At 73.5% G+C, this 20,588-nt stretch carries 16 protein-coding genes; 10 read left to right on the forward strand and 6 right to left on the reverse strand.

All coding sequences use genetic code 11. The features are described 5' to 3' along the window. The first annotated feature begins 15 nt into the window (after positions 1 to 15). Positions 16 to 396 carry a DoxX family protein gene (locus ABT324_RS23770; RefSeq protein WP_351181591.1) on the forward strand — a complete coding sequence of 127 codons (381 nt, stop codon included), beginning with the start codon at positions 16 to 18 and terminating at the stop codon, positions 394 to 396. A gap of 46 nt (positions 397 to 442) precedes the next feature. On the opposite strand, the gene ABT324_RS23775 is transcribed toward ABT324_RS23770, so the two are convergent. Beyond that, positions 443 to 1,144, reverse strand: coding sequence for an ATP-binding cassette domain-containing protein (locus ABT324_RS23775; protein ID WP_351181594.1), 702 nt, complete (start codon positions 1,142 to 1,144; stop codon positions 443 to 445). A 249-nt stretch (positions 1,145 to 1,393) separates the two neighbouring features. On the opposite strand from ABT324_RS23775, the gene ABT324_RS23780 reads away from it, so the two are divergent. From ABT324_RS23780 to ABT324_RS23815, 8 genes are all read left to right on the forward strand, one after another. Next, entirely contained in the window at positions 1,394 to 2,575 is a 1,182-nt protein-coding gene (locus tag ABT324_RS23780) for a DUF1015 family protein (RefSeq protein WP_351181597.1), read from the forward strand. A 133-nt stretch (positions 2,576 to 2,708) separates the two neighbouring features. Continuing rightward, positions 2,709 to 3,755, forward strand: coding sequence for an AI-2E family transporter (locus ABT324_RS23785; RefSeq protein ID WP_351181600.1), 1,047 nt, complete (start codon positions 2,709 to 2,711; stop codon positions 3,753 to 3,755). A gap of 79 nt (positions 3,756 to 3,834) precedes the next feature. Beyond that, complete coding sequence (locus tag ABT324_RS23790; protein ID WP_351181603.1) at positions 3,835 to 5,040, forward strand: site-2 protease family protein; 1,206 nt, start codon at positions 3,835 to 3,837, stop codon at positions 5,038 to 5,040. Between the two features lie 66 nt (positions 5,041 to 5,106). Next, the gene (gene otsB, locus ABT324_RS23795; RefSeq protein WP_351181606.1) at positions 5,107 to 6,672 is read left to right on the forward strand and encodes a trehalose-phosphatase; all 1,566 of its coding nucleotides are present in this window, start codon (positions 5,107 to 5,109) and stop codon (positions 6,670 to 6,672) included. Beyond that, positions 6,669 to 9,092 carry a glycoside hydrolase family 65 protein gene (locus tag ABT324_RS23800; protein ID WP_351181610.1) on the forward strand — a complete coding sequence of 808 codons (2,424 nt, stop codon included), beginning with the start codon at positions 6,669 to 6,671 and terminating at the stop codon, positions 9,090 to 9,092. The genes otsB and ABT324_RS23800 overlap by 4 nt, the downstream gene beginning before the upstream one ends. A gap of 59 nt (positions 9,093 to 9,151) precedes the next feature. After that, entirely contained in the window at positions 9,152 to 9,964 is an 813-nt protein-coding gene (locus ABT324_RS23805; RefSeq protein ID WP_351181613.1) for a universal stress protein, read from the forward strand. 10 nt (positions 9,965 to 9,974) lie between these two features. Beyond that, positions 9,975 to 10,793 carry a universal stress protein gene (locus ABT324_RS23810; protein WP_351181616.1) on the forward strand — a complete coding sequence of 273 codons (819 nt, stop codon included), beginning with the start codon at positions 9,975 to 9,977 and terminating at the stop codon, positions 10,791 to 10,793. 88 nt (positions 10,794 to 10,881) lie between these two features. Beyond that, positions 10,882 to 11,889, forward strand: a complete 1,008-nt coding sequence (locus tag ABT324_RS23815) for an Acg family FMN-binding oxidoreductase (protein WP_351181623.1) — start codon at positions 10,882 to 10,884, stop codon at positions 11,887 to 11,889. Between the two features lie 540 nt (positions 11,890 to 12,429). Here ABT324_RS23815 and ABT324_RS23820 read toward each other — a convergent pair. The 5 genes from ABT324_RS23820 to ABT324_RS23840 form a co-directional block, all read right to left on the reverse strand. Beyond that, entirely contained in the window at positions 12,430 to 13,368 is a 939-nt protein-coding gene (locus ABT324_RS23820; protein WP_351181626.1) for a nitroreductase family protein, read from the reverse strand. Positions 13,369 to 13,498: 130 nt separating this feature from the next. After that, positions 13,499 to 14,320, reverse strand: a complete 822-nt coding sequence (locus ABT324_RS23825) for a universal stress protein (RefSeq protein ID WP_351181629.1) — start codon at positions 14,318 to 14,320, stop codon at positions 13,499 to 13,501. Between the two features lie 371 nt (positions 14,321 to 14,691). Next, positions 14,692 to 15,276, reverse strand: coding sequence for a hypothetical protein (locus ABT324_RS23830; protein ID WP_351181632.1), 585 nt, complete (start codon positions 15,274 to 15,276; stop codon positions 14,692 to 14,694). Between the two features lie 172 nt (positions 15,277 to 15,448). Continuing rightward, a complete protein-coding gene (locus ABT324_RS23835; protein WP_351181635.1) occupies positions 15,449 to 15,601 on the reverse strand; it encodes a hypothetical protein in 153 nt (50 codons plus the stop codon). After that, a complete protein-coding gene (locus tag ABT324_RS23840; protein WP_351181638.1) occupies positions 15,576 to 16,253 on the reverse strand; it encodes a DUF6338 family protein in 678 nt (225 codons plus the stop codon). Before ABT324_RS23840 ends, ABT324_RS23835 begins: the two co-directional genes overlap by 26 nt. A gap of 105 nt (positions 16,254 to 16,358) precedes the next feature. Between ABT324_RS23840 and ABT324_RS23845 the strand changes: the two genes are divergently transcribed. Next, positions 16,359 to 20,561 carry a CHAT domain-containing protein gene (locus ABT324_RS23845; protein WP_351181641.1) on the forward strand — a complete coding sequence of 1,401 codons (4,203 nt, stop codon included), beginning with the start codon at positions 16,359 to 16,361 and terminating at the stop codon, positions 20,559 to 20,561. Positions 20,562 to 20,588 lie beyond the last annotated feature (27 nt).

The raw sequence follows: 20,588 nt of genomic DNA on the forward strand, positions 1-20,588 counted from the left end.
TCCAGGAGTTTTGCGATGCGCATCCTGTTCGCCGTGTTCTCGGCGGTCACCTCGTTGGTGTTCTTCGGTGTTGGAGTGATGAAGCTCGTCAACACCCCGCTGTTCGTCGCCCAGCTCGGCCTGCCGTCCCCGGTGGTGGTGCTGCTCGGGCTGCTCGAGCTGGCCGGGGCGGCTGGCCTGCTCATCGGGCTCCGCGTCCGCCTGCTGGGCGCGGCCGCGGCCATCGGTTCGTCGTTGCTGATGGTCGGCGCGGTCGGGTTCCACGTGATGAACGGCGACCTGGTGCCCAGCGGCGCGCTCCCGGTGGTGCTGCTGGTGTTCGCCGTGGTCGTCGCGGTCCAGCACGTGCGCGCGCTGCGGCCCGCGCGTGCGACCGCGCCCAGCAGCCTTGACTGAACCGGTGCCCCTGCTCGGGATCGACATCGGCGGCACGAAGGTGGCGCTACGCACCGTCGGCGGACCGGACCGGTACGACAACGTCGTCCGGTGGTCCGCCGACGGGCGGTTGGGCGCGGACCTGGCGATCCTGCGCGCGGCGGTCGACGACGCGCGCCGGGCCGCCGGTGCCCCCGCCGGTGGCGGCAGCGCGCTGGCCGCCACCGTGGACGCGTCCGGGGAGGTGACCAGCAGGACCAACCGGCCGCACTGGATCGGCCTGAACTGGGCGGAGCTGCTCGCCGAACAGTCGCCGAATCGTTGGGCCACCCCGGGCATCCAGCCCCGCCGGTGCTCCCGGCGGCGCTCGGCGGCACGTCCTCATTGGACGGTGCGCTGCTGCTGGCCGAGCGGGTGGGCCAACCGAACCGCTGAGCGGGGCAGCCACCCAGGCGGCGTTGAGCTGCTGCAGCCTGGAGTCGGCCCCGAACTCGATCCCGGCCACCTCGGTGGACACCGCGTTGATCGAGGTCAGCTCGAAGACCGGGATCTCGTAGCCCCGGTCCACCAGCAACCGCAGGCCGACCACCGCGTGCGCCGTGGTGGTCTTGCCGGACCCCGATCCGCCGACGAGCGCCACGGTCTCGCCAGCGCCGACCGCCACGTTCACCCCGCGCACGGCCGCCACCACACCACCGGTGCCGCGGTAGTGCACCGCGAGGTCGCGGATGTCCAGCAGCGGCCGGTGCACCTCCTTGGTCCCGCTCATCCGAGGTCCCTCCCCCCGTTGTCGAGCGCGTGCGAGGTCCGGTTGGCCGCCAGCACGGTGGCGGCGATCGGACCATGAGCGCCCATTCGCGAAATCGACCGGCACGCGGACACCGGTAACGGACAGCTCGGACGCCCCCGGTCCACTCCCACCACGGCCAGCCCGGCGCGGGTGGGGAGGGGTGCTCGCAACGACGGCGCGGCGGTGGAGGAGCATTTCGTCCAACACACCCCCGGAGTCGACGTCACCATGCCACCTCCCGCCGGCGAGCCAGCGCGGAACGGGGTCACCGCCGTCCCGTTCCTCGGCTGGCACATCGCGCCCCACCAGCTCGGACGGCTGGCCACCCGCTACGCCACGCCGTGGGACCGCCACGGCCAGGCCCCGGCGGCGGAAGCCGCCCGCACGTTGCGCGCCTGGCAGCACAGCGGCACGCTCGTCCGCGACCAGGAACCCGCGTTCTACGCCTACGAGCAGATCGGACCCCGCGGCACGCTGCGCGGTGTCCTCGCCGCAGTGCACCTGGACAGTAGGCTGCTCGTGCACGAGGACGCCGTGCCCGCGCAGATCAACAGCATCACCGACCTGATGCACGAAGCGGGCACGAACCTGGACCCGGTCCTGCTGGGCTTCTCCGGCGACGGCCGGACCAGCGAGCACCTCCAGCGCGCGGCGGCCCAGCCGCCGGTGTCCGAAGTGCTCGCCGACGACGGTGGGCTGCACCGCGTGTGGCGCATTCCCGACCCCGACGCGCAGGCCGACATCGCCGCGGAGCTGGCCTCGCGGGCGGCGTTCATCGCGGACGGCCACCACCGGCGCGCCGCGGCGCGGCAGCTCCGGCGGGAGTACTACGCGACCGGCAGCGGCCCCGGGCCGTGGGACCACGTCCTCGGCCTGCTGGTCGACGTCACGCGCACCCCGATGCGGATGGCACCCGTCCACCGGGTGCTCCCCCACGCGGACCCGCAGGCCGCGCTGGCGGCGGCATCGGGCACGTTCCAGGTCCAGGCGCTGCGCGGCGAGCTCCCGGAGTGGTCGGTGGTCCTCAAGCAGCAGGCGCGGACCGGGCCCGCGTTCGTCCTGGTGACACCGACCGGTGCCTTCCTGGCCAGCACGCCGGACACACAGGTGCTGGCGGCCAGCCTCCAGCGCTGCCCACCGGCCCTGCGCACCGTGCACTCGGCGGTCCTGGACACCGTGCTGATCAACGAGCTGTGGCGGGTCCACCCGGAGCAGGTCTGCTGCACGGCCAGCGCGCGCGGGGCGGTCCACCAGGTCCGCACGCGCGGGGGTCTGGCGGTGCTGACCACGCCGCCGACCCGGGCCGACCTCCGGACGGCCGCCAAGGCCGGTGTCCGGCTGCCCCCGAAGTCCACCTGGTTCGGGCCTAAGCCGCACCCCGGCCTGGTCTTCCGCACGCTGGACCCGTGACGCGTTGCCCACGACGGGGTGAAGACGGGGTGGGGCGCGTTTGGCTGTCCGGTGCCGCGCCGCGCACCGGGTGCGAGCTGCCCGGAAGTCCCTACGCTCGGCGCAAGCCCTTTCGTCGCGAACGGAGACCGGTGTGGCGACCAATCCTCCCGGCGGGTCGGGATCCGAGCTCCGGCTGATCCGCCACGCGCAGATCGCCTGCGTGTACCTGGCCGTGGGCGTGCTCGCCGCGCTCGCCTACACGGTGCGCAGCATGCTCGTGCTGGTGTTCCTGGGGTTCTTCTTCGCGCTCGGCGTCGAACCCGCGATCGCCTGGCTGCAGCGGCACCGCTGGCGGCGCGGCCTGGCGATCGCCTTCGTCCTGCTCGTCGTCCTGCTCTTCGTCGGTGCGGTGGTGCTGCTGGCCGTCGTCCCGGCCGCTGGCCAGGTCGGCCACCTCATCGGGCAGCTGCCCGCGCTGCTGACGCGGCTCGGCGCGAACCTCGGCAACCCGGGCGACCTGGAATCCCACCTGCACGACCCGGCCCTGCAGGACACCCTCAAGCAGGCCGCGAGCAAGGTCTCGACCGTCATCCGGGACGCCCTGACCGCTGGCTTCGCCGCGCTGGGCAGCATCTTCGGTGGCCTGTTCGCCGCCTGCACCGTCGGCGCGCTCACGGTGTACTTCTCGCTGGCCATGCCGCGCATCCACGCCGCCGCCGGAGCCCAGTCGAAGCCGGGCCGCGCCGAAGCGCTGCGGGCCGCGATGGGACGGGTCGGCGGCTACATCACCGGCCAGGCGGTCGTGTCGCTGTGCGCCGGGGTCGCGTCGTACCTGTTCTTCCTCATCGCCGGGGTGCCCTACCCAGCGCTGCTCGCGCTCGTCGTCGCGCTGCTGGACACCATCCCGCAGATCGGGGCCACGCTGGCGTCCGCGGTCGGCACCCTGGTGGCGCTGAGCCAGAGCCTCACCCTGGCCGTGGTCACCCTGCTGTTCTTCATCGTCTACCAGGCGGTGGAAAACTACCTGCTCGCGCCGCGGGTCTTCGCCCGGACCGTCGAGCTGACGCCGCTCGGCGCGTTCGTCGCCATCCTCGTCGGCGGGGCGCTCGCCGGGGTCCTCGGCGCCATGCTCGCCCTCCCGGTGACCGCGGCGGTGAAGGTCCTCTACCAGCAGGCGAGGGCCGAGCTCAGCACGTGACCCCACGCGGGGAGTGGCCGATGGCCCTGGCCAACCGCGCCCGCCGGACCGATGGTGGAGGTGTTCGCGGGAGGAGCTGATGAGGGATTCGGTGCCGGTGGGGCGGTTCGCCGGGGTCCGGGTCGGGTTGCACTGGAGCGTGCTCGGCATCGTCGTGCTGGTGGCTGCCGGGCTCGGCGGCTACGTGCTGCCCGCGGACTTTCCCGGGCGCGCGCCCGTCGCGTACGCGGTCGGCGGGATCACCGCGGCTCTGCTGCTGGTCAGCTCCGTGCTGGTGCACGAGCTCGCGCACGCTGTCGTCGCCCGGCGCAACGACGTTGCCGTGGAGGGCATCACGCTGTGGTTGCTGGGTGGGGTGGCGCGGCTGCGGGGCGAAGCGCGCACGGCCGGGGCCGACTTCCGGATCGCCGTCGTCGGACCGGCCGCCAGCTTGGCGCTCGCGCTGGTGTTCGGCGCCGGAGCCGCCGCGACCGCGCAGCTGGGGGCCGACGAGCTGGTCCCGGCCGTGCTGGGGTACCTGGCGGTGCTCAACGCCGTGCTGGCGGTGTTCAACCTGGTCCCCGCCGCCCCGCTGGACGGCGGCCGGGTCCTGCGGGCCGCGCTGTGGGCCTGGCGCGGCGACCGGTTCCGGGCCGCGGTGTGGTCGGCGTGGGCCGGGCGCGGTTTCGGGTTCCTGCTGATCGTGGCCGGGATCGCCGAAGCGCTCGCGCGCAGCACCGCCGGGCTCTGGTGGGTGCTGCTCGGCCTGTTCGTCGTCAACCTGGCCTCCGCCGAGGAGCGGCAGGCCCGCACCGGCGCCGCCCTGGCCGGGATCACCGCCGGTGACGTGATGTCCAGCCCGGTCGACACCGCGCCCGCCGAGCAGACCGTGGAGCAGTTCTTCCGCGACGCGGCCGTGTCGCACCGGCACTCCACCCTCGCGGTGCTCGACGGGCACGGACGTCCGAGCGGGCTGGTGGCGCTCCACGACCTCCGCCAGGTGCCGGTGCAGGCCCGCCTCGGCACCACCCTGCACCAGGTCGCCCGGCCCCTGGCGGACGTTCCGGTGGTCGAGCCCGGCGAACCGCTCGCACTGGTGCTGCCGCAGATGTCCGAGGCGGGGCGCGGCCGCGTGCTGGTCTGCGCGGGGGGTGAACTGCGCGGCATCATCTCGCCCTCCGACGTCGCCCCCGTGTTGGCCGACCACCGCCTCAGCACGGCCCTGCCCGCCGGTGCCGACCTCAGCTGGGAGCCGGACACCAGACCGCCACCGCCCGACTGGTGGTTCCCCGGCCAGCAGCGGTGACCGCCGGTGGCAGCGGGCCCCGAAGTGGGTACCCCGCGAGCACGCCGCATCGGGTGTGGAGCCGCCATGGTCGCAACCAGCATCGATCCGATCCGCCACCGCGCGGTGCTGTTCGACGTGGACGGGGTGCTGACCGACACCGCGCGGCTGCACGCCGCGGCGTGGAAGCGCCTGTTCGACCGGTACCTGGCCGAACGTCCGGCGAACCCGGCGGAGGACCACCGGCCGTTCACCGACGACGACTACCAACACCACGTCGACGGCAAGTCCCGGATCGACGGCGTGCTGGACTTCCTGCGCTCCCGGGGGATCCGGTTGCCCCTGGGCGAGGTCGACGACGAGGCCGGGCAGGAGACCGCCCACGGGTTGGGCGAGCTCAAGGACGAGCACTTCCTGGCCGCGCTCGACGAGCACGGCGTCGAGGTGTTCCCCGACGCCGTCGCGCTGGCCGAGTCGCTGCGCCGCCGCGGTGTCTCGCTCGCCGCGATCTCCGCGAGCCGCAACTGCGCCCGCGTGCTCGAACTGGCCGGGATCGCGCACCTGTTCGGCGTCCGAGTGGACGGCGTGGTCGCGGACCGGTTGGGCCTGCCCGGCAAACCCAACCCCGCTCTCCTGCTGCAAGCCACCCAGCGGCTGGGCGTCCCGGCGTCGCGCTCGGTGGTGGTGGAGGACGCCGAGGCGGGGGTGGCCGCCGCCCGCGCCGGCGGCTTCGCGCTGGTCCTGGGCCTCGCCCGCGCGGGCCCACCCGACCGGCTGTTGGCGTCCGGAGCGAACGCGGTGGTGTCCAGCCTGGACGAAGTCGTGCTGGCCAGTCCCGGGCAACGGCGGCTGTCCGAGGTCCCCGACGGGCTCGAGCGCTGGACCGACCTCGCGGAGCGGGTGCGCGGCCGCCGCCCGGTGCTGATGCTGGACTTCGACGGCACCCTCGCCCCGATCCAGGCGGACCCGGCGAAGGTCGCGCTGTCGGTGCCGACCCGGTCGGCGCTGCAGGAGCTCGTGCGGCGCTGCCCGGTCGCGGTCATCAGCGGGCGCGACCTCAGCGACGTCCGCAGCCGGGTGCGGGTCGACGGCGTGTGGTGCGCGGGCAGCCACGGGTTCGAGCTGGCCGGGCCCGGCGACGGGCCGGTCGCGCTGGAAGCGGGCGAGGCCGCGCTGCCCGAGCTCGACGCGGCCGAGCAGCGCCTCACCGCCGAACTGGGACCGGTGGCCGGTGCGCTGGTCGACCGCAAGCGCTTCGCGCTGGCCGCGCACTACCGCAACGTCCGGCCCGAGGAGGTGGACCGGGTGGTCTCGGCGGTGCGGCGGGTCGGCGCGGAGCTGCCCGGGCTGCGGGTGGCGCCCGGGCGCAAGGTGGTCGAACTGCTGCCCGACATCGACTGGCACAAGGGCCGCGCGCTGCGGTGGCTGCTCGAGCGCACCGGCCTGGCCGGTGCCGAGCACGTCCCGGTCTTCGCCGGCGACGACCACACCGACGAGTACGCGCTGCGCGAGGTCCACGACGACGGGCTGGGCATCGTCGTCCTCAGCGCCGAGCACGGCGACCGCCTGACCTGGGCGCACTGCAGCGCCGACGGGACCCGTCCGCTGCTGGAGCTGCTGGCCCGCATCGCCGCCACCGGGACCGAGCGGTGAGCACCTGGCAGTTCGGCTTCCAGGGCTTCGACCCCGACGACGAGGGGCGGCGCGAAGCCCTGTGCACGCTGGGCAACGGCTACTTCGCCACCCGCGGCGCCGCCCCGGAGTCCACGGCGGACGGCGTGCACTACCCCGGCACCTACCTCGCGGGCTGCTACAACCGGCTGACCACGCGGCTCGCCGGCCGCGAGGTGGAGGACGAGTCGATGGTCAACGCGCCGAACTGGCTGCTGCTGACCTTCCGGGTGGACGACGGTCCGTGGTTCGACCTCCGGCAGGTAGAACTGCTCGACCACGACCAGGAACTCGACCTCGAACGCGGCACCCTGGTGCGCCGCCTGCGCTTCCGGGACCACCGGGGGCGCACCACCCGGGTCGTCCAGCGCCGGTTCGTGCACATGTCCGCCCCGCACCTCGCCGGGCTGGACACCGCGCTGGTCGCCGAGGACTGGTCCGGGCTGATCACGTTCCGCTGCGGCATCGACGGGCGCGTCACCAACAGCGGCGTCGCCCGCTACCGCGACCTCAACGGCCAGCACCTGACCGGCCACCGCGCGTTCGAATCCACACCGGACACCGTGGTGCTGCACGCCCGGACGTCGCAGTCCCGCATCCGCATCGCCGAAGCCGCGCGCGCACGGGTGTTCGTCGGCGGCCACCCGGTCGACGCCGCGCGCACGCTGGTCCAGCAGGACAACCTGATCACCCACGACATCACTGTTGGGGTGGAGCAGGACGTGGAGGTCCGGATCGAGAAGATCGCCTCGGTGCACACCTCCCGCGACTCCGCCTCGACCGAACCGGTGGCCGAGGCCGTGGACGGGGCGCGCTGCGCGCCCGGCTTCGACGACCTGCTCCGGTCGCACGTCCTGGCGTGGGCCCGGCTGCACCGCGAGTTCCACTGCGGGCTGTCGATGAGCGCGGGCGCGCAGCGCGCGGTGCGGCTGCACCTCTTCCACCTGCTGCAGACGGTCTCGCCCATCAGCAGCGACCTCGACGTGGGGGTGCCCGCCCGCGGGCTGCACGGCGAGGCCTACCGCGGGCACGTGTTCTGGGACGAGGTGTTCGTGCTGCCCACCCTCACCCTGCGCCGCCCGCAGCTGGCCCGCTCGCTGCTGATGCACCGGTACCGCCGCCTCGGCCGGGCGCGCCGGGCGGCCGCGGAAGCCGGGTTGCCCGGCGCGATGTTCCCGTGGCAGAGCGGCAGCAACGGCCGGGAGGAGAGCCAGCGGCTGCACCTGAACCCGCTCTCCGGGCGCTGGCTGCCCGACCACACGCACCTGCAGCGCCACGTCGGCATCGCCATCGCGCACAACGTCCACCACTACCACCGGGCCACCGGCGACGACGAGTTCTTCACCGAGTTCGGCGCGGAGCTGCTGCTGGAGATCACCCGGTTCTTCGCCGCGCTGTGCGACTACGACCGCAGCCGGGACCGCTACGTGATCCGCGGCGTGGTCGGCCCGGACGAGTACCACACCGCTTACCCGGGGCGGGCCGACCCGGGCATCGACAACAACGCCTACACCAACGTCATGACGGTCTGGCTGTGCCGCACCGCCGCGCGGGTCCTGCACGAGCTGCCCGCGGCGCAGCGCCACGAGCTCGTCGAGTTGCTCGACCTGCGCGACACCGAGGTCGACCGGTGGCGGCGGATCGCGCAGCGGATGTTCGTGCCCTTCCACGGCGACGGCATCATCAGCCAGTTCGAGGGCTACGACCAGCTCGACGAGCTCGACTGGGACGGCTACCGGCACCGCTACGGCGACATCCAGCGGCTGGACCGCATCCTCGAGGCCGAGGGCGACGACCCGAACCGCTACCAGGCCTCCAAGCAGGCCGACGTGCTGATGCTGTTCTACCTGCTCCCGGCCGACGAGCTCACCGAGGTCCTGGGCGACCTCGGGTACCCGGTCGCGGACGACGCGATCCCGCGCAACATCCGGTACTACCTCCAGCGCACCAGCCACGGCTCGACGCTCAGCGCGGTGGTGCACGCCTGGGTGCTCGCCCGCAGCCGCCGGCACCAGGCGCTGCGGTTCTTCGACCACGTGCTGGCCGCCGACATCCACGACACCCAGCGCGGCACCACCAGCGAGGGCATCCACCTGGCGGCCATGGCGGGCAGCATCGACCTGCTGCAGCGATGCTTCGCGGGCGTCGAGGTCCGCAACGGCGCGCTGCACCTCGACCCGCTGTGGCCGACCGAGCTCGGCGACCTGGAGCTGGCCCTGCGCTACCGGGGGCAGCCGCTCACCGTCACCGTCACCGGCCGCACCGCGACCGTGCGCACCGCGCCCGGTCCCGCCCGGGCGCCCGTCACCTGCGCCTGCGGCTCGATGACCGCGCGGCTCAGTCCCGGCGAGACCGCGCGGTTCTCCCTCGAACAACAGGCGTGGCAGGAGGAACCGCCGTGATTCGGCCACCGGGCCGGGTACCCCAGGGAGCGCCCAGCACATCCGCGACGGGGGGCGGTATGCGCGCACGAGTGGTCGTCGGGGTCGACGGTTCCGCGGCGTCGTTGGCAGCGGCCGAGTGGGCTGCCGACGAGGCCGAGCTCCGGCACGCCGAGCAGCTGGAGTTCGTGGCGGTGACCCGGGACCCGTCGGGCGACGACGCGGCCTGGGCGACCGTGCGCCCGCTCGCGGACCGCTTCGCCGCCCACCGGTCGGAGGTGGCCGCGGAGGTCGTACACGGCAACCCGGCGGACGTGCTGGTCCAGCGCTCCGACGGCGCGGAACTGGTCGCGGTCGGCACGCGGGGCCGCGGTGCGCTGGCCGCGACGCTACTGGGATCGGTCAGCGCCAAGCTCGCCGCGCACGCGCGGTGCCCGGTCGTGGTGGCGCGGGAGCACCGCCGCAGCGGGCCCGTGGTGGTCGGGGTGGACAACTCCCCGCGCAGCCTGGCCGCGCTGCGCTACGCGTTCGACGCCGCGGCCCGGTACGGGTGCGAGCTGGTGGCCGTGCAGGCGTGGCAGGACCTGGAGTTGGCGCCCATCGTGCCGCCGCTGGAGCACGAGCTGGCGGCGATGCGCGACGAAGCGCTGCGGGGCTTGGCCGAGCAGCTGGCGGGGTGCGCCGAGTCCTACCCGGACGTGCCGGTCCACCGGGTCGCCCAGCGCGGCCACCCCGTGTCCGGGCTCGCCGCGGCAGCGGAGGGTGCGCGGCTGCTGGTCGTCGGGCACCGCGGTCGCGGTGGCTTCACCGGGCTCCTGCTGGGTTCGGTGGCGGTGGGGGTGCTGCACCACGCGCAGTGCCCGGTGGCCGTGGTGCGGGACGTGAGGGACTGAGGAGGACACCATGGTTGCTGCTGTCGTGGTGGGGGTCGACGGTTCGGACAGCTCCGCGCAGGCGGCCGACTGGGCTGCGGCCGAAGCGGATCGTCGGCATGCCCCGCTGCACGTCGTCCTCGCCAACGACGATCCGATGCGCACCGAGCACGCCGAGGACGCCGTGAGCCGGATGGCGGCGAAGTGCCGCGCCGACCACCCGGGCCTGGACGTGACCGCTGAGGTCGCGACCGGCCGACCGGTCGAGGTGCTGCTGGACCAGAGCGCGGCGGCGGACCTGCTGGTCCTGGGCGCCCGCGGGCTGGGCGGGTTCGCCAGGGCCCTGCTGGGCGGGGTCAGCCTCAGCGTCGCCTCCCGCGCGTCCTGCCCGGTGGTCGTGGTGCGCCGGGGCACGCCGACGGGCACGGGGCCGGTGGTGGTCGGGGTGGACGGCTCACCGGGCGCCCGCCGCGCGCTGGAGTTCGCGTTCTCCGCCGCGGCCGGGTACGGCGCGGACCTGGTGGTGCTCCAGAGCTGGCATGAGGAGAACCTGCTCTACACGCCGCTGGCCCCGAACTTCCGCGAGGAGGTGGACGACACGGTCCGCCGCATGCTGAGCCGGCAGACCGCGGACCTGCGCGCGGCGCACCCGGAGGTCGTGGTCCACGAGGTCGCCCAGCGCGGCCACCCGGTGGCTGCCCTCACCGACGCCGCCCGTGACGCCCGCCTGCTCGTCGTCGGCCACCGCGGTGGCGGCGGGTTCGACGGCCTGTTCCTCGGCTCGGTGGCGGCTGGCGTGCTCAACCACGCCCGGTGCCCGGTGGCCATCATCCGCAACACGGCCGGGTGAGCCGCAGCTCAAGGCCGTTCGGCCCTCGCCCGCGCGCGTGCGCGGCAGGCATGGTGTCGGCATCAGACCCGTGCACCGGGAGGTTCGGATGCGCACGTTCCCCACCGCTTTCGGGCTGACGCCGAGCCAGGTCCGGCAGGTCATCCGGCTCGCCGGGATGGCGCCCTCGCTGCACAACAGCCAGCCCTGGCGCTTCCGGATCACGCCGCACCTGATCGAGCTGCACGCCGATCCGGGGCGGCGGCTGCGGGCCGCCGACCCGGAGGACCGGGAGCTCTGGCTGGCGTGCGGTGCGGCTCTGCTCAACCTCCGCCTGGCCTTGGCGCACGAGGGGATCCGCCCGGTGGTGTCCCTGCTGCCGCCGCTGGGGGCCAGCACCGCGCTGGCCGAGGTGCGCAGCGGCGGGCAGGGGCAGCCGCGCCCGGAGGAGGTCCGGCTGCACGCGGCGATCCCCGAGCGGCACAGCCACCGGCAGCCCTTCCGGGACGTGCCGGTCGCCACCGCGGACCGGCACCTGCTCGCGCGTGCCGCGCAGGAGGAGGGCACCTGGTTCCACGTGGTGCAGCCCGGGCAGCAGGGGGCCCTCGAAGGGCTGGTGCACCGGGCGAACCGCGTCCAGATGGCCGACAACCGCTTCCGGGCCGAACTGGCGGCGTGGGTCGGCCGGGGTGCGGGCAGCACCGAAGGGGTGCCGCTGGCCGCGGCCGGGCCCAAACCCGACCCCGCCGACCAGTGGGTCCACCGCGACTTCACGGCGGGCCAGACCGAGCGGGACCCGGGGACGAAGTTCGAATCGCACCCGCTGCTGGTGCTGCTGTGCACCCGGACCAGCGACCCGGCGGCCGAGCTGCAGGCCGGTCAGGCCTTGCAGCGGTTGTGGCTGACGGCGACCGCGCAGGGGTTGGTGGCGTCGATGATCTCCCAGGTCCTGGAGGTCCGGGAGACCCGCGAGGAGGTCATGGACCTGCTGGGCGGGCACGCCACCCCGCAGGCGATGCTGCGGATCGGCCACGGCACCACCACCGCGGTCGCACCCCGCCGAGAACCGGACGACATGGTCTTCGACGGAGTAGTCGAACCGCACACCGGCCGCTAGCACCACCGACCGGCCACCCCGCCCCGCCGAGATTCCAAGGGAACCCCCACGTCCAAAGCCCATCCGTCCCACCCCCGCCTCACCCAAGGCACAACAACCCAGCCCACCCCCGAACGCCCCGGAAGCCCCGGAACTACAGTTTCAGTTGAAACTGTAATCAGAGGTGACACACAGTTTCAGTTGAAACTGCAACCGGAGACGAGGGGCCACAGTTTCAACTGAAACTGTAACCGGGGGTGACGGGATCACAATTTCGGTTGAAACTGTAACCAGGGGTGAGGAGGTCACAGTTTCAGTTGAAACTGTAGGTGGGGGTGACGTCGAGTCCCGCAGTTTCCATTGGAACCTCGAAAGGGCGTGGGGGACGGGCGCAGTTTCCATTGAAACTGCGGGATTCCGGCGTGCCGGGTGCCCGACACGCCGGTGGTACGTCGGGGCGATCCACCGAGGTCACCTCAGTGGATCGCGTGGCAACGCGGGGGTGTGGCCGTCGCCGACTCGACCGACGCCGGGTTCCGGGACCGGCCCGCGCCGGGCCGGTCAGCGGCCGAGCGGGACTCCGAAGCGCATCAGCACCTGCGGGGCACCGGCCAGGCCGAGACCGGCCGTCAGGCCGGAGCGGACTTCCGTCAGGTGCAGGGGTTGCGTGATCACCGAAGCGGCCAAGCCGCGGCTGGTCGCTTCCAGCCACGCCTGCTCCACCGCCGCACCCGCCCGGACCTGGTCGACCGGCCCGTCCGGCCGGGCAGCCACGACGAGCACCGCCTCGCGCCGCATGCGGGTCGCCAGCGCGTACTCGTCGGGCAGCCGGGTGCGCTCGGTGGCCAGCCCCACCGCCGCCAGGCCCCGCTCGCCGAACCCGTCGCGGCGCAGGCCCTCCCCGGTCGTCGTCGTCCACGCGGCCAGCTCCCGCTGGTAGTCGGCGTTGCCCTGGAAGACCCGCGCCGCGTAGGTGAGCAGCCTGGCCACGCCCAGGGTCTCCTCCGCACCGGAGATCCACCGGCCGGTGATGCCGGGAGCCGTGGCAGCGTCCAGCAGCGCGCCGCAGGTGCTCTCCGGGAGCCCGGTGCCGTCGAACGCCTGTCGGCAGCTCCTGCGGTCGAGCACCGCCTCGGAGCGACGGCGCTCCGCCACGCTCGGCTCGGCGTGGCCGGTCGCGGTGACCGTGGCGGTCACCAGGCCAGCGCTGGTGCCCAACGCCACCTCCGTGGTCCGGCCGAGGCCGCGGATCGCCAGCACCAGGTTCGCCAGCGCCGCCCCGCAGGACAGCCGGCGATCCCGGTTGTCGGGATCGTGCTGCGCCAGCACGGTCGGGCGTTCCCGCAGTTCAGCGGTCTGCCCGCGCAGCGCGAGCGACCACGGCCGCGTGTTGTGCACCGACGGCGCGTTGCGGACCGCGCGGCTGATGACCACCGACTCCGCCGCCGTCCACTCGGCCGCACCGCAGCCACTCCCGGTCTCACCTGCAACGGTGCTCATCGGCATCCCCTCCGCCTGGACTGCTCGTGGCTCGCCGGGTCACCGCGACGAGCCGCCGACCACCTCGACACTCCCGCAACCGACCGGGTCCCGACCAGGGAAGTTCGTCACGCTCGTCGCAGCGGGCACTTCAGGCCGCGCGGTTGCGGGCGACGAGCACCGGGCACGGCGCCACGTGCAGCAGCGCGCGGCTGGTCGACCCGAGCAGCATCCCGGTCATCCCGCCCCGGCCCCGGCTGCCCACCACGACCAGCTGCGCCTCCTTGGCGTGCTCGACCAGGTAGCGCACCGGCCGGTCGCGCTCCACCACCCGCCGCACCGGCACGTCGGGGTGCTGCTCCCGCCACCCGGCCAGGCGTTCGGCGAGGACCTCGCGCTCGGACTCCTCGATCTCCGCCCACTCCCGGTCGTCGGTCGGCACCCACGGGTCGAGCTCCACGTCGATCCACACGTGGACCGCGACCAGCGGGACCCGGCGGACCGCGGCCTCCTCGAAGGCCACGCCCACCGCCGCCTCCCCCACCGCGGACCCGTCGACCCCCAGCAGGACCGGGCGGTCCGGCTCGGGCTCCTGCCCACGCACCACGACCACCGGGCACTCCGCGCGCATGGCCACCGCCTCGGCGGTGGAGCCGACGGCCACCCCGATGCGCTCGCCCACGCCCCGGGTCCCCACCACCACCCGCCGAGCCCGCGCCGACTCCTCGACCAGCACCTCGTGCGGAAGACCCTGGTGCAGCTCCGGGAAGACCTCGACCTCGGTGCCACCAGCGGCCTGGCACGCCGCAGCCAGCGGGTCGTCCCGCCCGGCAGGCCCCGGTCCGCCCGAAGTGGGCTCGACGTGGACCACCCGAAGCGGCACCCGGTGCAGCGCGGCGTCCACCGCCGCCCACCGGACCGCGGCCAACGCCGAAGCCGATCCGTCCACGCCCACGACATTGGACCGCCGCATGGAGCCACCTCCCGCCACAACCGAGTGTCGGCAGTCGGCGGCCACCACAACAGAGGCGATGGTCACCGAGCCGAGCGGAGGCTTGTCCACCGGCTCACCGCCGGGGCGGCACCCACTCGGCCAGCCCTGCACCAACTAAGTACTATTTGGACAATCCAATGTGGATAAAGGCACCCCCTCCACGGGAACCACGGCGGAGCGGTGACGTCCGGGCGTCCCAGCACGAGGGTCGGAAGAGCAGCGCCAAGCTGTCCATGGTGAGGGTGGTGCTGCCGGTGGCCTCCTCGACGGTGCCGAACGCCGAACCGCCCACGATGCCTCTGCGGAACCCATCGCGCGATCCCGAACCGCATCGCCGCCGTCGGCGGAGTTCACCTCCGCAGCGAACGGTTCCCCAACCCGGTTTCCAGCATCGCGGGAGCACCGAAGCTGAGCGCCCAGGTGAGCACCGCGCAGCCGATCCCCACGGCCACGGAGAACTCATTGTCCCACGCCTGGTGGGTCAGCCAGCCGACCCCGCCCACGGCGAGGTGCCGCAGGCAGGCACCCCCGGCGCGCAGTGCGCTCACTGGACCGACGACGCAGCCCAGCAGCGACCCGATCGCCATGCCCAGGAAGACCCCCACCACCACGCCAGGCACCGTGTTCGCGATCGCGTAACCGACGACCGCCCCGCCGACGGTGCCCACGGCTTGGACGACGAGCCCGATCGTTCCCCGCGCCGTCGCCCGGAGGAACGCGCGCTTGGGCGGGCTCCCCAGGTGGGGCATCCCCAGTGGCAGGTCGGGGCCGTGGACGTGCGACCGGGCCAGGAGCTGCGCCGTGCGGTGCCCGCGCACGGCTTCCCCGATCAGCATCCCGACCACCGCACCGCAGTACGCGCCGAGCGCTGCGACCGTCCAGCCACCGAGCGCGTACCCCACCGCGCCTAAGAGCACCAAACCGATCAGGCCCATCACTGCCCCTCCCGTCGCCCCCCACCGGAACCAGCTGTGCGATCTCGATGGGAATCAGGTGTCCCATTCCCATGGAAGTCGCAGATCCCCCCACCGCTGCAGCGGAACTTCGTGCTGGTGCACCAATCCCATGCCGTCCGCGGCGACGTCGCCACAGCGGTATGGACCCCGGTCACTCGGCGGGTTCGGCCGGTGGTGATGCCGCACCGGGATCAGCTGGTGCCTGGCGGGGTTCGTCGTCGACCCCGTCCGGGACGTAGCCGCGGTGGTGGCCCGGGTCGTCGAGGAGGGCCTGCTCCTCAGGGGTGAGCTGACGTTCGCGCATCGTCGACCTCCTGGTTCGCGGTTCGCGGTGGCGGTTCGAGCAGTTCGAGGACCTCGACGTCCTCGAGGCGGAAGAGGAGCCCCGCGGTGCCCTCGACGCGGGCGTCGAAGCTGCCGTCCTGGTTCATCCGCCACGCCGCCTGTAGGAACAGCTCGCCCGCGTTCGGGAACGACGTGGCGTAGGAGCGGGTGCCGTACCAACCCCCGATCCAGGAGCCGTTCTTCAGGCGGGCCCGGACGAAGCACGGGCCGCGGTCCCGGAACGCGTGGTCCCAGGCCGTCGGGGTGCTGCGGAACGTTGCGCGCAGCCGACGCCGCTGCCACCACGACACGATCCCGGCCGCGGCGGCGGGGACCAGCACGAGCAGCAGCAGCGCGGAGAGGCCGACCAGCCTGGGGTTCTGGGTGAGCCCGTCCCAGCCGGCCCGGCTGGTTCCGCGCACCAGGTGCAGCAGCTGCGGACCAGCGACGATGACGTACACCGCGTCCAGCACCAGCGATGCGGTGATGGCGCGCAGGACCCGCTGGCCGAAGTCGCGCTCAGCGGGGATCGGACCACGCCAGCGCTCCCGGAGGAACTGGTACGTCACGCCGGGCAGCACGACGAGGACGATCAGCGTGACCTGCAGCAACGTCGAGGGAACCGGGCCCATCACGCCTCCGGCCGCTACTTCGGTTGTGGCAGAGCTCACCGTATCGCGCGAACCCGGGATTATGGTGGGAACTCGTCGATCCAGGGGGCGATCGGAGGTTCAGCTGTGACCGCCGAGGACGATGTCTTCTCGCTGCGCGACCGCTACCGGCGAACGGGTGATCCCGCGATGGAAGAGCGGCTCGTCGACGCCGCTCGGCAGTGGGTGGCGGAAGATCCCACGGCCGCTTTCCCGGCGGCGGTGCTCGGTTCGCTGCTGATGGCCCGGCACGAGCGAACGAGCGACACCGACGCGATGGGCGAGGCGATCAGCGCGCTGCGCCGCGCAGTGGATTCGGCCGCGCCGGGCGATCCCGGCGCCGCCGATGCGGTGGCCGCGCTGGGTATGGCCCTGACCTCTCGTTACGACAACGGGAACCGGCTCTCCGACCTCGACGAATCGATCCGTCTGCTGAGCCGGGCCACCGGTTCCGGCGGCGGGGACCGCAGCCTCTGGTGGAGCGGCCTGGGCACGGCGCTGCGGAAGCGGTTCGAACGCACCGGGAACACCGCCGACGCGACGGCAGCGGTTGCGGCGAGCAGGCGAGCGTTGCGGGCGCTGCCCGGAGGGGACCCGCGCCTGGGCCGGTTCCAGGCCGCGTTGGCGATCACGCTGGCCGACCGGGCGGAACGCGTCGGTGACGCGGCCGATCTCGACGAAGCCATCTCCCTCCTGCGCCGTGCCATCGGCAACGCCGGAACCCCGGACCAGGCAGCGGCGTGGGAGGCGCAACTCGGCACCACCCTGCTCACGCGGTTCCGCGCGACGCAGCGGACCGAGGACGTGGACGAAGCAGTCGAGCGGATGCGGGAGCTCGTCGACGCCCTCCCCACCGGGCACCCCCACCGCCCGACGGCGCAGGCAGTGCTGGACGCCGCCCTCGCGGCACGCCACGTCACCGGCCCGGAACCAAAGTCGTTTGATCCGGCCCTGGCGGGTGTGCTGGCCGGTCCGGGCATCGACTTCCAGCAGCGGTTCGAGGCGACCCACGACAGGGCCGACTCCGATCGGGCGCTGTCCGCGTTCCGGGAAGCCGTCCGCACCGCGGCTGACCCGGCGTCCCGCTCCCTCGCGCTGTTCCTCGTCGGGACCGCTTTGCGCTCCCGGCGCGAGCGCATCCACGACGTCAGCCTCGTCGATGAGGAGATCGCGGTGCTCCGGCACCTGGTCGGCGGTTCCAGGGACCGCGCCCGGGCCCTGGCCGATCTCGGTGACGCGCTTCAGGCCCGCGCCGAGAGCACCGGTGAGCGCGCTGATCTCGACGAAGCGATCGACCTGCACCGCCAAGCAGCCGACCTGGCCACCGGGGATGCGGCGCGAGCGGACTTCCTGTGCAGGCTGGGCCTGGCGCTGCAGGTCCGCTTCGACCGCACCGGGCTCCCCGAGGACATCGACGAATCCATCGCCCGCGGGCGCGAAGCGGTGACGATCGCCGCCTCACCCAAGGCGCAGTTCGCACTGGCGTCGGGGCTGGCCACCCGCTTCCACCGCTCCACCGAACTCGCCGAACTCGACGAGGCGATCGACCTGCTGCGCAGTGCGGCGACGTCGGACGTGCCGAGCCTCCCGGTGATCCTGGCCAACCTCACCACCGCCCTGTGGAGCCGCTTCGAGCACGTCGGGCGCACCGCTGACCTGGAGGCCGCGGTGGAGTCCGGCCGACGGGCGGTGGCGGCGGCCCCCGAAGGACATCCGGACCACGCCGCCTGCCTCACCACCCTGAGCACAGCACTGCGGCTGCGCGCGCAAAGCACCGGATCCACCGAGGACGTGGTCGAGGCCGTCGGGCACCTCCGCCGCATCGCGGCGTCCAATCCTGGCCCCGACGCGCAGTACGCGCTGGCGACCGCGCTGATCTCCCACGCCTACCAACCGGACCGCATCGACCCGCTGGACGAGGCGATCGACCTGCTGCGCCAGGCCTCGGCGCATCCGCGCGGTCCTCGCGACAAGTGCCTGTCCAGCTTGGTGCTGGCACTGCGCGTCCGGCACAGCCATTCAGGAGACCGGCAGGACCTGGACGAGGCGATCGCGGTGGGACACGAAGCGATCGGGGAACACGCGTCCGCGGCCGCCAGGTTCGAGCTCGCGACGGTGCTCCGAACGCGGTTCGAGCGCACGGGCGAACTTTCGGACCTGGATGACGCGATCGAGCAGTACGCGCAGGCCGCGTCGACGGCGAGCAGCGCGTCCCGGCGCTCAGACGTCCTGTCCAGCCTGAGCCTGGCGCGGCAAGCCCGGTTCCACCGAACCGGCTCGGTGGAAGACCTGAGCGCCGCCGTCGAGCACGCCCGTGAAGCGGTGGCCGCGCGACGGCACGACCACGGTCAGCGGGCCGGGCTGCTGTCGAACCTGAGCATCGCGCTGCTGGACTGGCACGAGCACACCGACGACCCAGCCGCGCTGGACGAAGCGGTCGAGTTGGGTCGCGAGGCGGTGGAAGCCGCCACTGACGAGCACCCCGACCTGGTCAACTTCCGGTCCGCGCTGGGTGGCGCGTTGCACGTCCGCTTCGAGCGGCAGGGCGTGCGCGCTGACCTGGACGAAGCGATCAACCACCAGCGTGAAGCGGTGTCCCTCCTCCCCGCCGGGCACCCGAAGCAGAGCGCGAACCAGGTGAACCTGAGCGCCTCCCTGGCCCGGCGGTCGGTCCACAGCGGGGACTCGTCCGACCTGGCCGAGGCGGTCGAGCTCGGCAGAGCGGCGGTGGCGGTCGAAGCCGCCCCGCCCTCCCACCGGATGCACGCCGCCACCACCTGGGGCCGCGCCGCAGCAGCGGTCGGCGCCTGGCAGCCCGCGACCGAAGCGCTCTCCGCCGGGGTGGCCCTGCTGCCGCAGCTGGCATCCCCTGACCTGCACCGGAGAACCCGCGAGTACTGGCTCGCCGACGTCGCCGGGCTGGCGAGCGACGCCGCAGCCTGCGCGGTGCGCACTGGTAATCCGCACCAGGCGGTGACCTTGCTCGAACAGGGACGCGGGGTCCTGCTGGCCGAAGCGTTCAACCGGCGGGAAGACGTCGAGGCGCTGCACCAGCAAGCCCCGGAGCTCGCCGAGCGGTACGAGCAGCTGCGGCGTCAGCTCGACTCCGAACCCACCGAGGCTGCGGACGTGGTGGCCGCACGGCGGCGCATCGTCACTGATCACGACGCGGTGGTGGCGCGAATCCGCGCGCTGCCCGGATTCGAGCGCTTCCTGCTCCCCGCCGAGCCGGGCGAGCTTCAGGCCCAGGCCGCGGACGGCCCGGTGGTCGTCCTCAACGTCAGCGCGTTCGGTTCGAGCGCGCTGATCCTCACCCCGGGCGGGATCGTGGCCACCGAGCTGCCGCAGGTGACCCCGGCCGCTGTCGCCACCCAGGCCGAGAAGCTCCGCACCGCGCTGACCAAGTCCGAGCAGGCGTGGGAAGCACGCGACGTCGCTGCTCAGCATGACGCGCAGAACGACGTGCGAGCCGTGCTGGCCTGGTTGTGGCGGGCGGTCGCGCACCCCGTGCTCGACCACTTCCCGAGCACCGGCGGGCCGTCCCGCGTCTGGTGGGTGCCAACCGGGCTCCTCGGGTTCCTGCCGATCCACGCCGCCGAAGACGGCGACCACGCGCTGGTGGACCGCGTGATCTCCTCCTACGCCCCGACGATCCGCGCCCTCCGCCACGCGCGCGACCGACCGGCCCGGGCAGCACCACGGCAGGTCTTGGCGGTCGCCATGCCGCAGACCCCCAAGCAGCCGCCGCTGCCCGGAGCGTTCGGTGAGCTGCAAGCCCTGACTGCCCGCTTCGGCGCGACCGCGCAACCGCTGCTCTGCGAACAAGCCACGCGCAGCCGGGTGTTCGCCGAACTGCCGAGGCACGACTGGGCGCACTTCGCGTGCCACGGCACCAGCAACCTCGCCGACCCCTCAGCCGGGCTGCTCGTGCTGCACGACCACGATGCGCACCCGGTCACCGCAGCCGACGTCGCCCGGCTGGACCTCGGCTCGGCCGAGCTGGCGTTCCTGTCGGCCTGCGAAACCGCGCAACCCGGTGACCGCCTCGCGGACGAAGCCATCCACCTCGCCTCGGCCTTCCAGTCCGCGGGGTACCGCCACGTGGTGGCCACGCTCTGGCGCCCCCGCGACCGCGTGGCGGTCAAGCTGGTCGAGTCCTTCTACGCCGAACTCGCCGACGGGACAACGACTACCCCGGCCACCGCCCTCCACCGAGCGACCCACCGCCTCCGCACCGAGTACCCGAACTTCCCCACGGTCTGGGCCGCGAACATCCACATAGGACCCTGACCGCGACGAATCGCTTCCCCTGTTGGG

The sequence above is a fragment of the Saccharopolyspora sp. NPDC000359 genome (assembly GCF_040300525.1).
GTDB lineage: Bacteria > Actinomycetota > Actinomycetes > Mycobacteriales > Pseudonocardiaceae > Saccharopolyspora.

Bases quoted from the DNA above. Each gene is read 5' to 3' on its own strand.
- ABT324_RS23770 (WP_351181591.1), top strand. From the start codon at position 16: ATGCGCATCCTGTTCGCCGTGTTCTCGGCGGTCACCTCGTTGGTGTTC.
- ABT324_RS23775 (WP_351181594.1), bottom strand. From the start codon at position 1,144: ATGAGCGGGACCAAGGAGGTGCACCGGCCGCTGCTGGACATCCGCGAC.
- ABT324_RS23780 (WP_351181597.1), top strand. From the start codon at position 1,394: ATGCCACCTCCCGCCGGCGAGCCAGCGCGGAACGGGGTCACCGCCGTC.
- ABT324_RS23790 (WP_351181603.1), top strand. From the start codon at position 3,835: ATGAGGGATTCGGTGCCGGTGGGGCGGTTCGCCGGGGTCCGGGTCGGG.
- otsB (WP_351181606.1), top strand. From the start codon at position 5,107: ATGGTCGCAACCAGCATCGATCCGATCCGCCACCGCGCGGTGCTGTTC.
- ABT324_RS23805 (WP_351181613.1), top strand. From the start codon at position 9,152: ATGCGCGCACGAGTGGTCGTCGGGGTCGACGGTTCCGCGGCGTCGTTG.
- ABT324_RS23810 (WP_351181616.1), top strand. From the start codon at position 9,975: ATGGTTGCTGCTGTCGTGGTGGGGGTCGACGGTTCGGACAGCTCCGCG.
- ABT324_RS23815 (WP_351181623.1), top strand. From the start codon at position 10,882: ATGCGCACGTTCCCCACCGCTTTCGGGCTGACGCCGAGCCAGGTCCGG.
- ABT324_RS23820 (WP_351181626.1), bottom strand. From the start codon at position 13,368: ATGAGCACCGTTGCAGGTGAGACCGGGAGTGGCTGCGGTGCGGCCGAG.
- ABT324_RS23825 (WP_351181629.1), bottom strand. From the start codon at position 14,320: ATGCGGCGGTCCAATGTCGTGGGCGTGGACGGATCGGCTTCGGCGTTG.
- ABT324_RS23830 (WP_351181632.1), bottom strand. From the start codon at position 15,276: ATGGGCCTGATCGGTTTGGTGCTCTTAGGCGCGGTGGGGTACGCGCTC.
- ABT324_RS23835 (WP_351181635.1), bottom strand. From the start codon at position 15,601: ATGCGCGAACGTCAGCTCACCCCTGAGGAGCAGGCCCTCCTCGACGAC.
- ABT324_RS23840 (WP_351181638.1), bottom strand. From the start codon at position 16,253: ATGGGCCCGGTTCCCTCGACGTTGCTGCAGGTCACGCTGATCGTCCTC.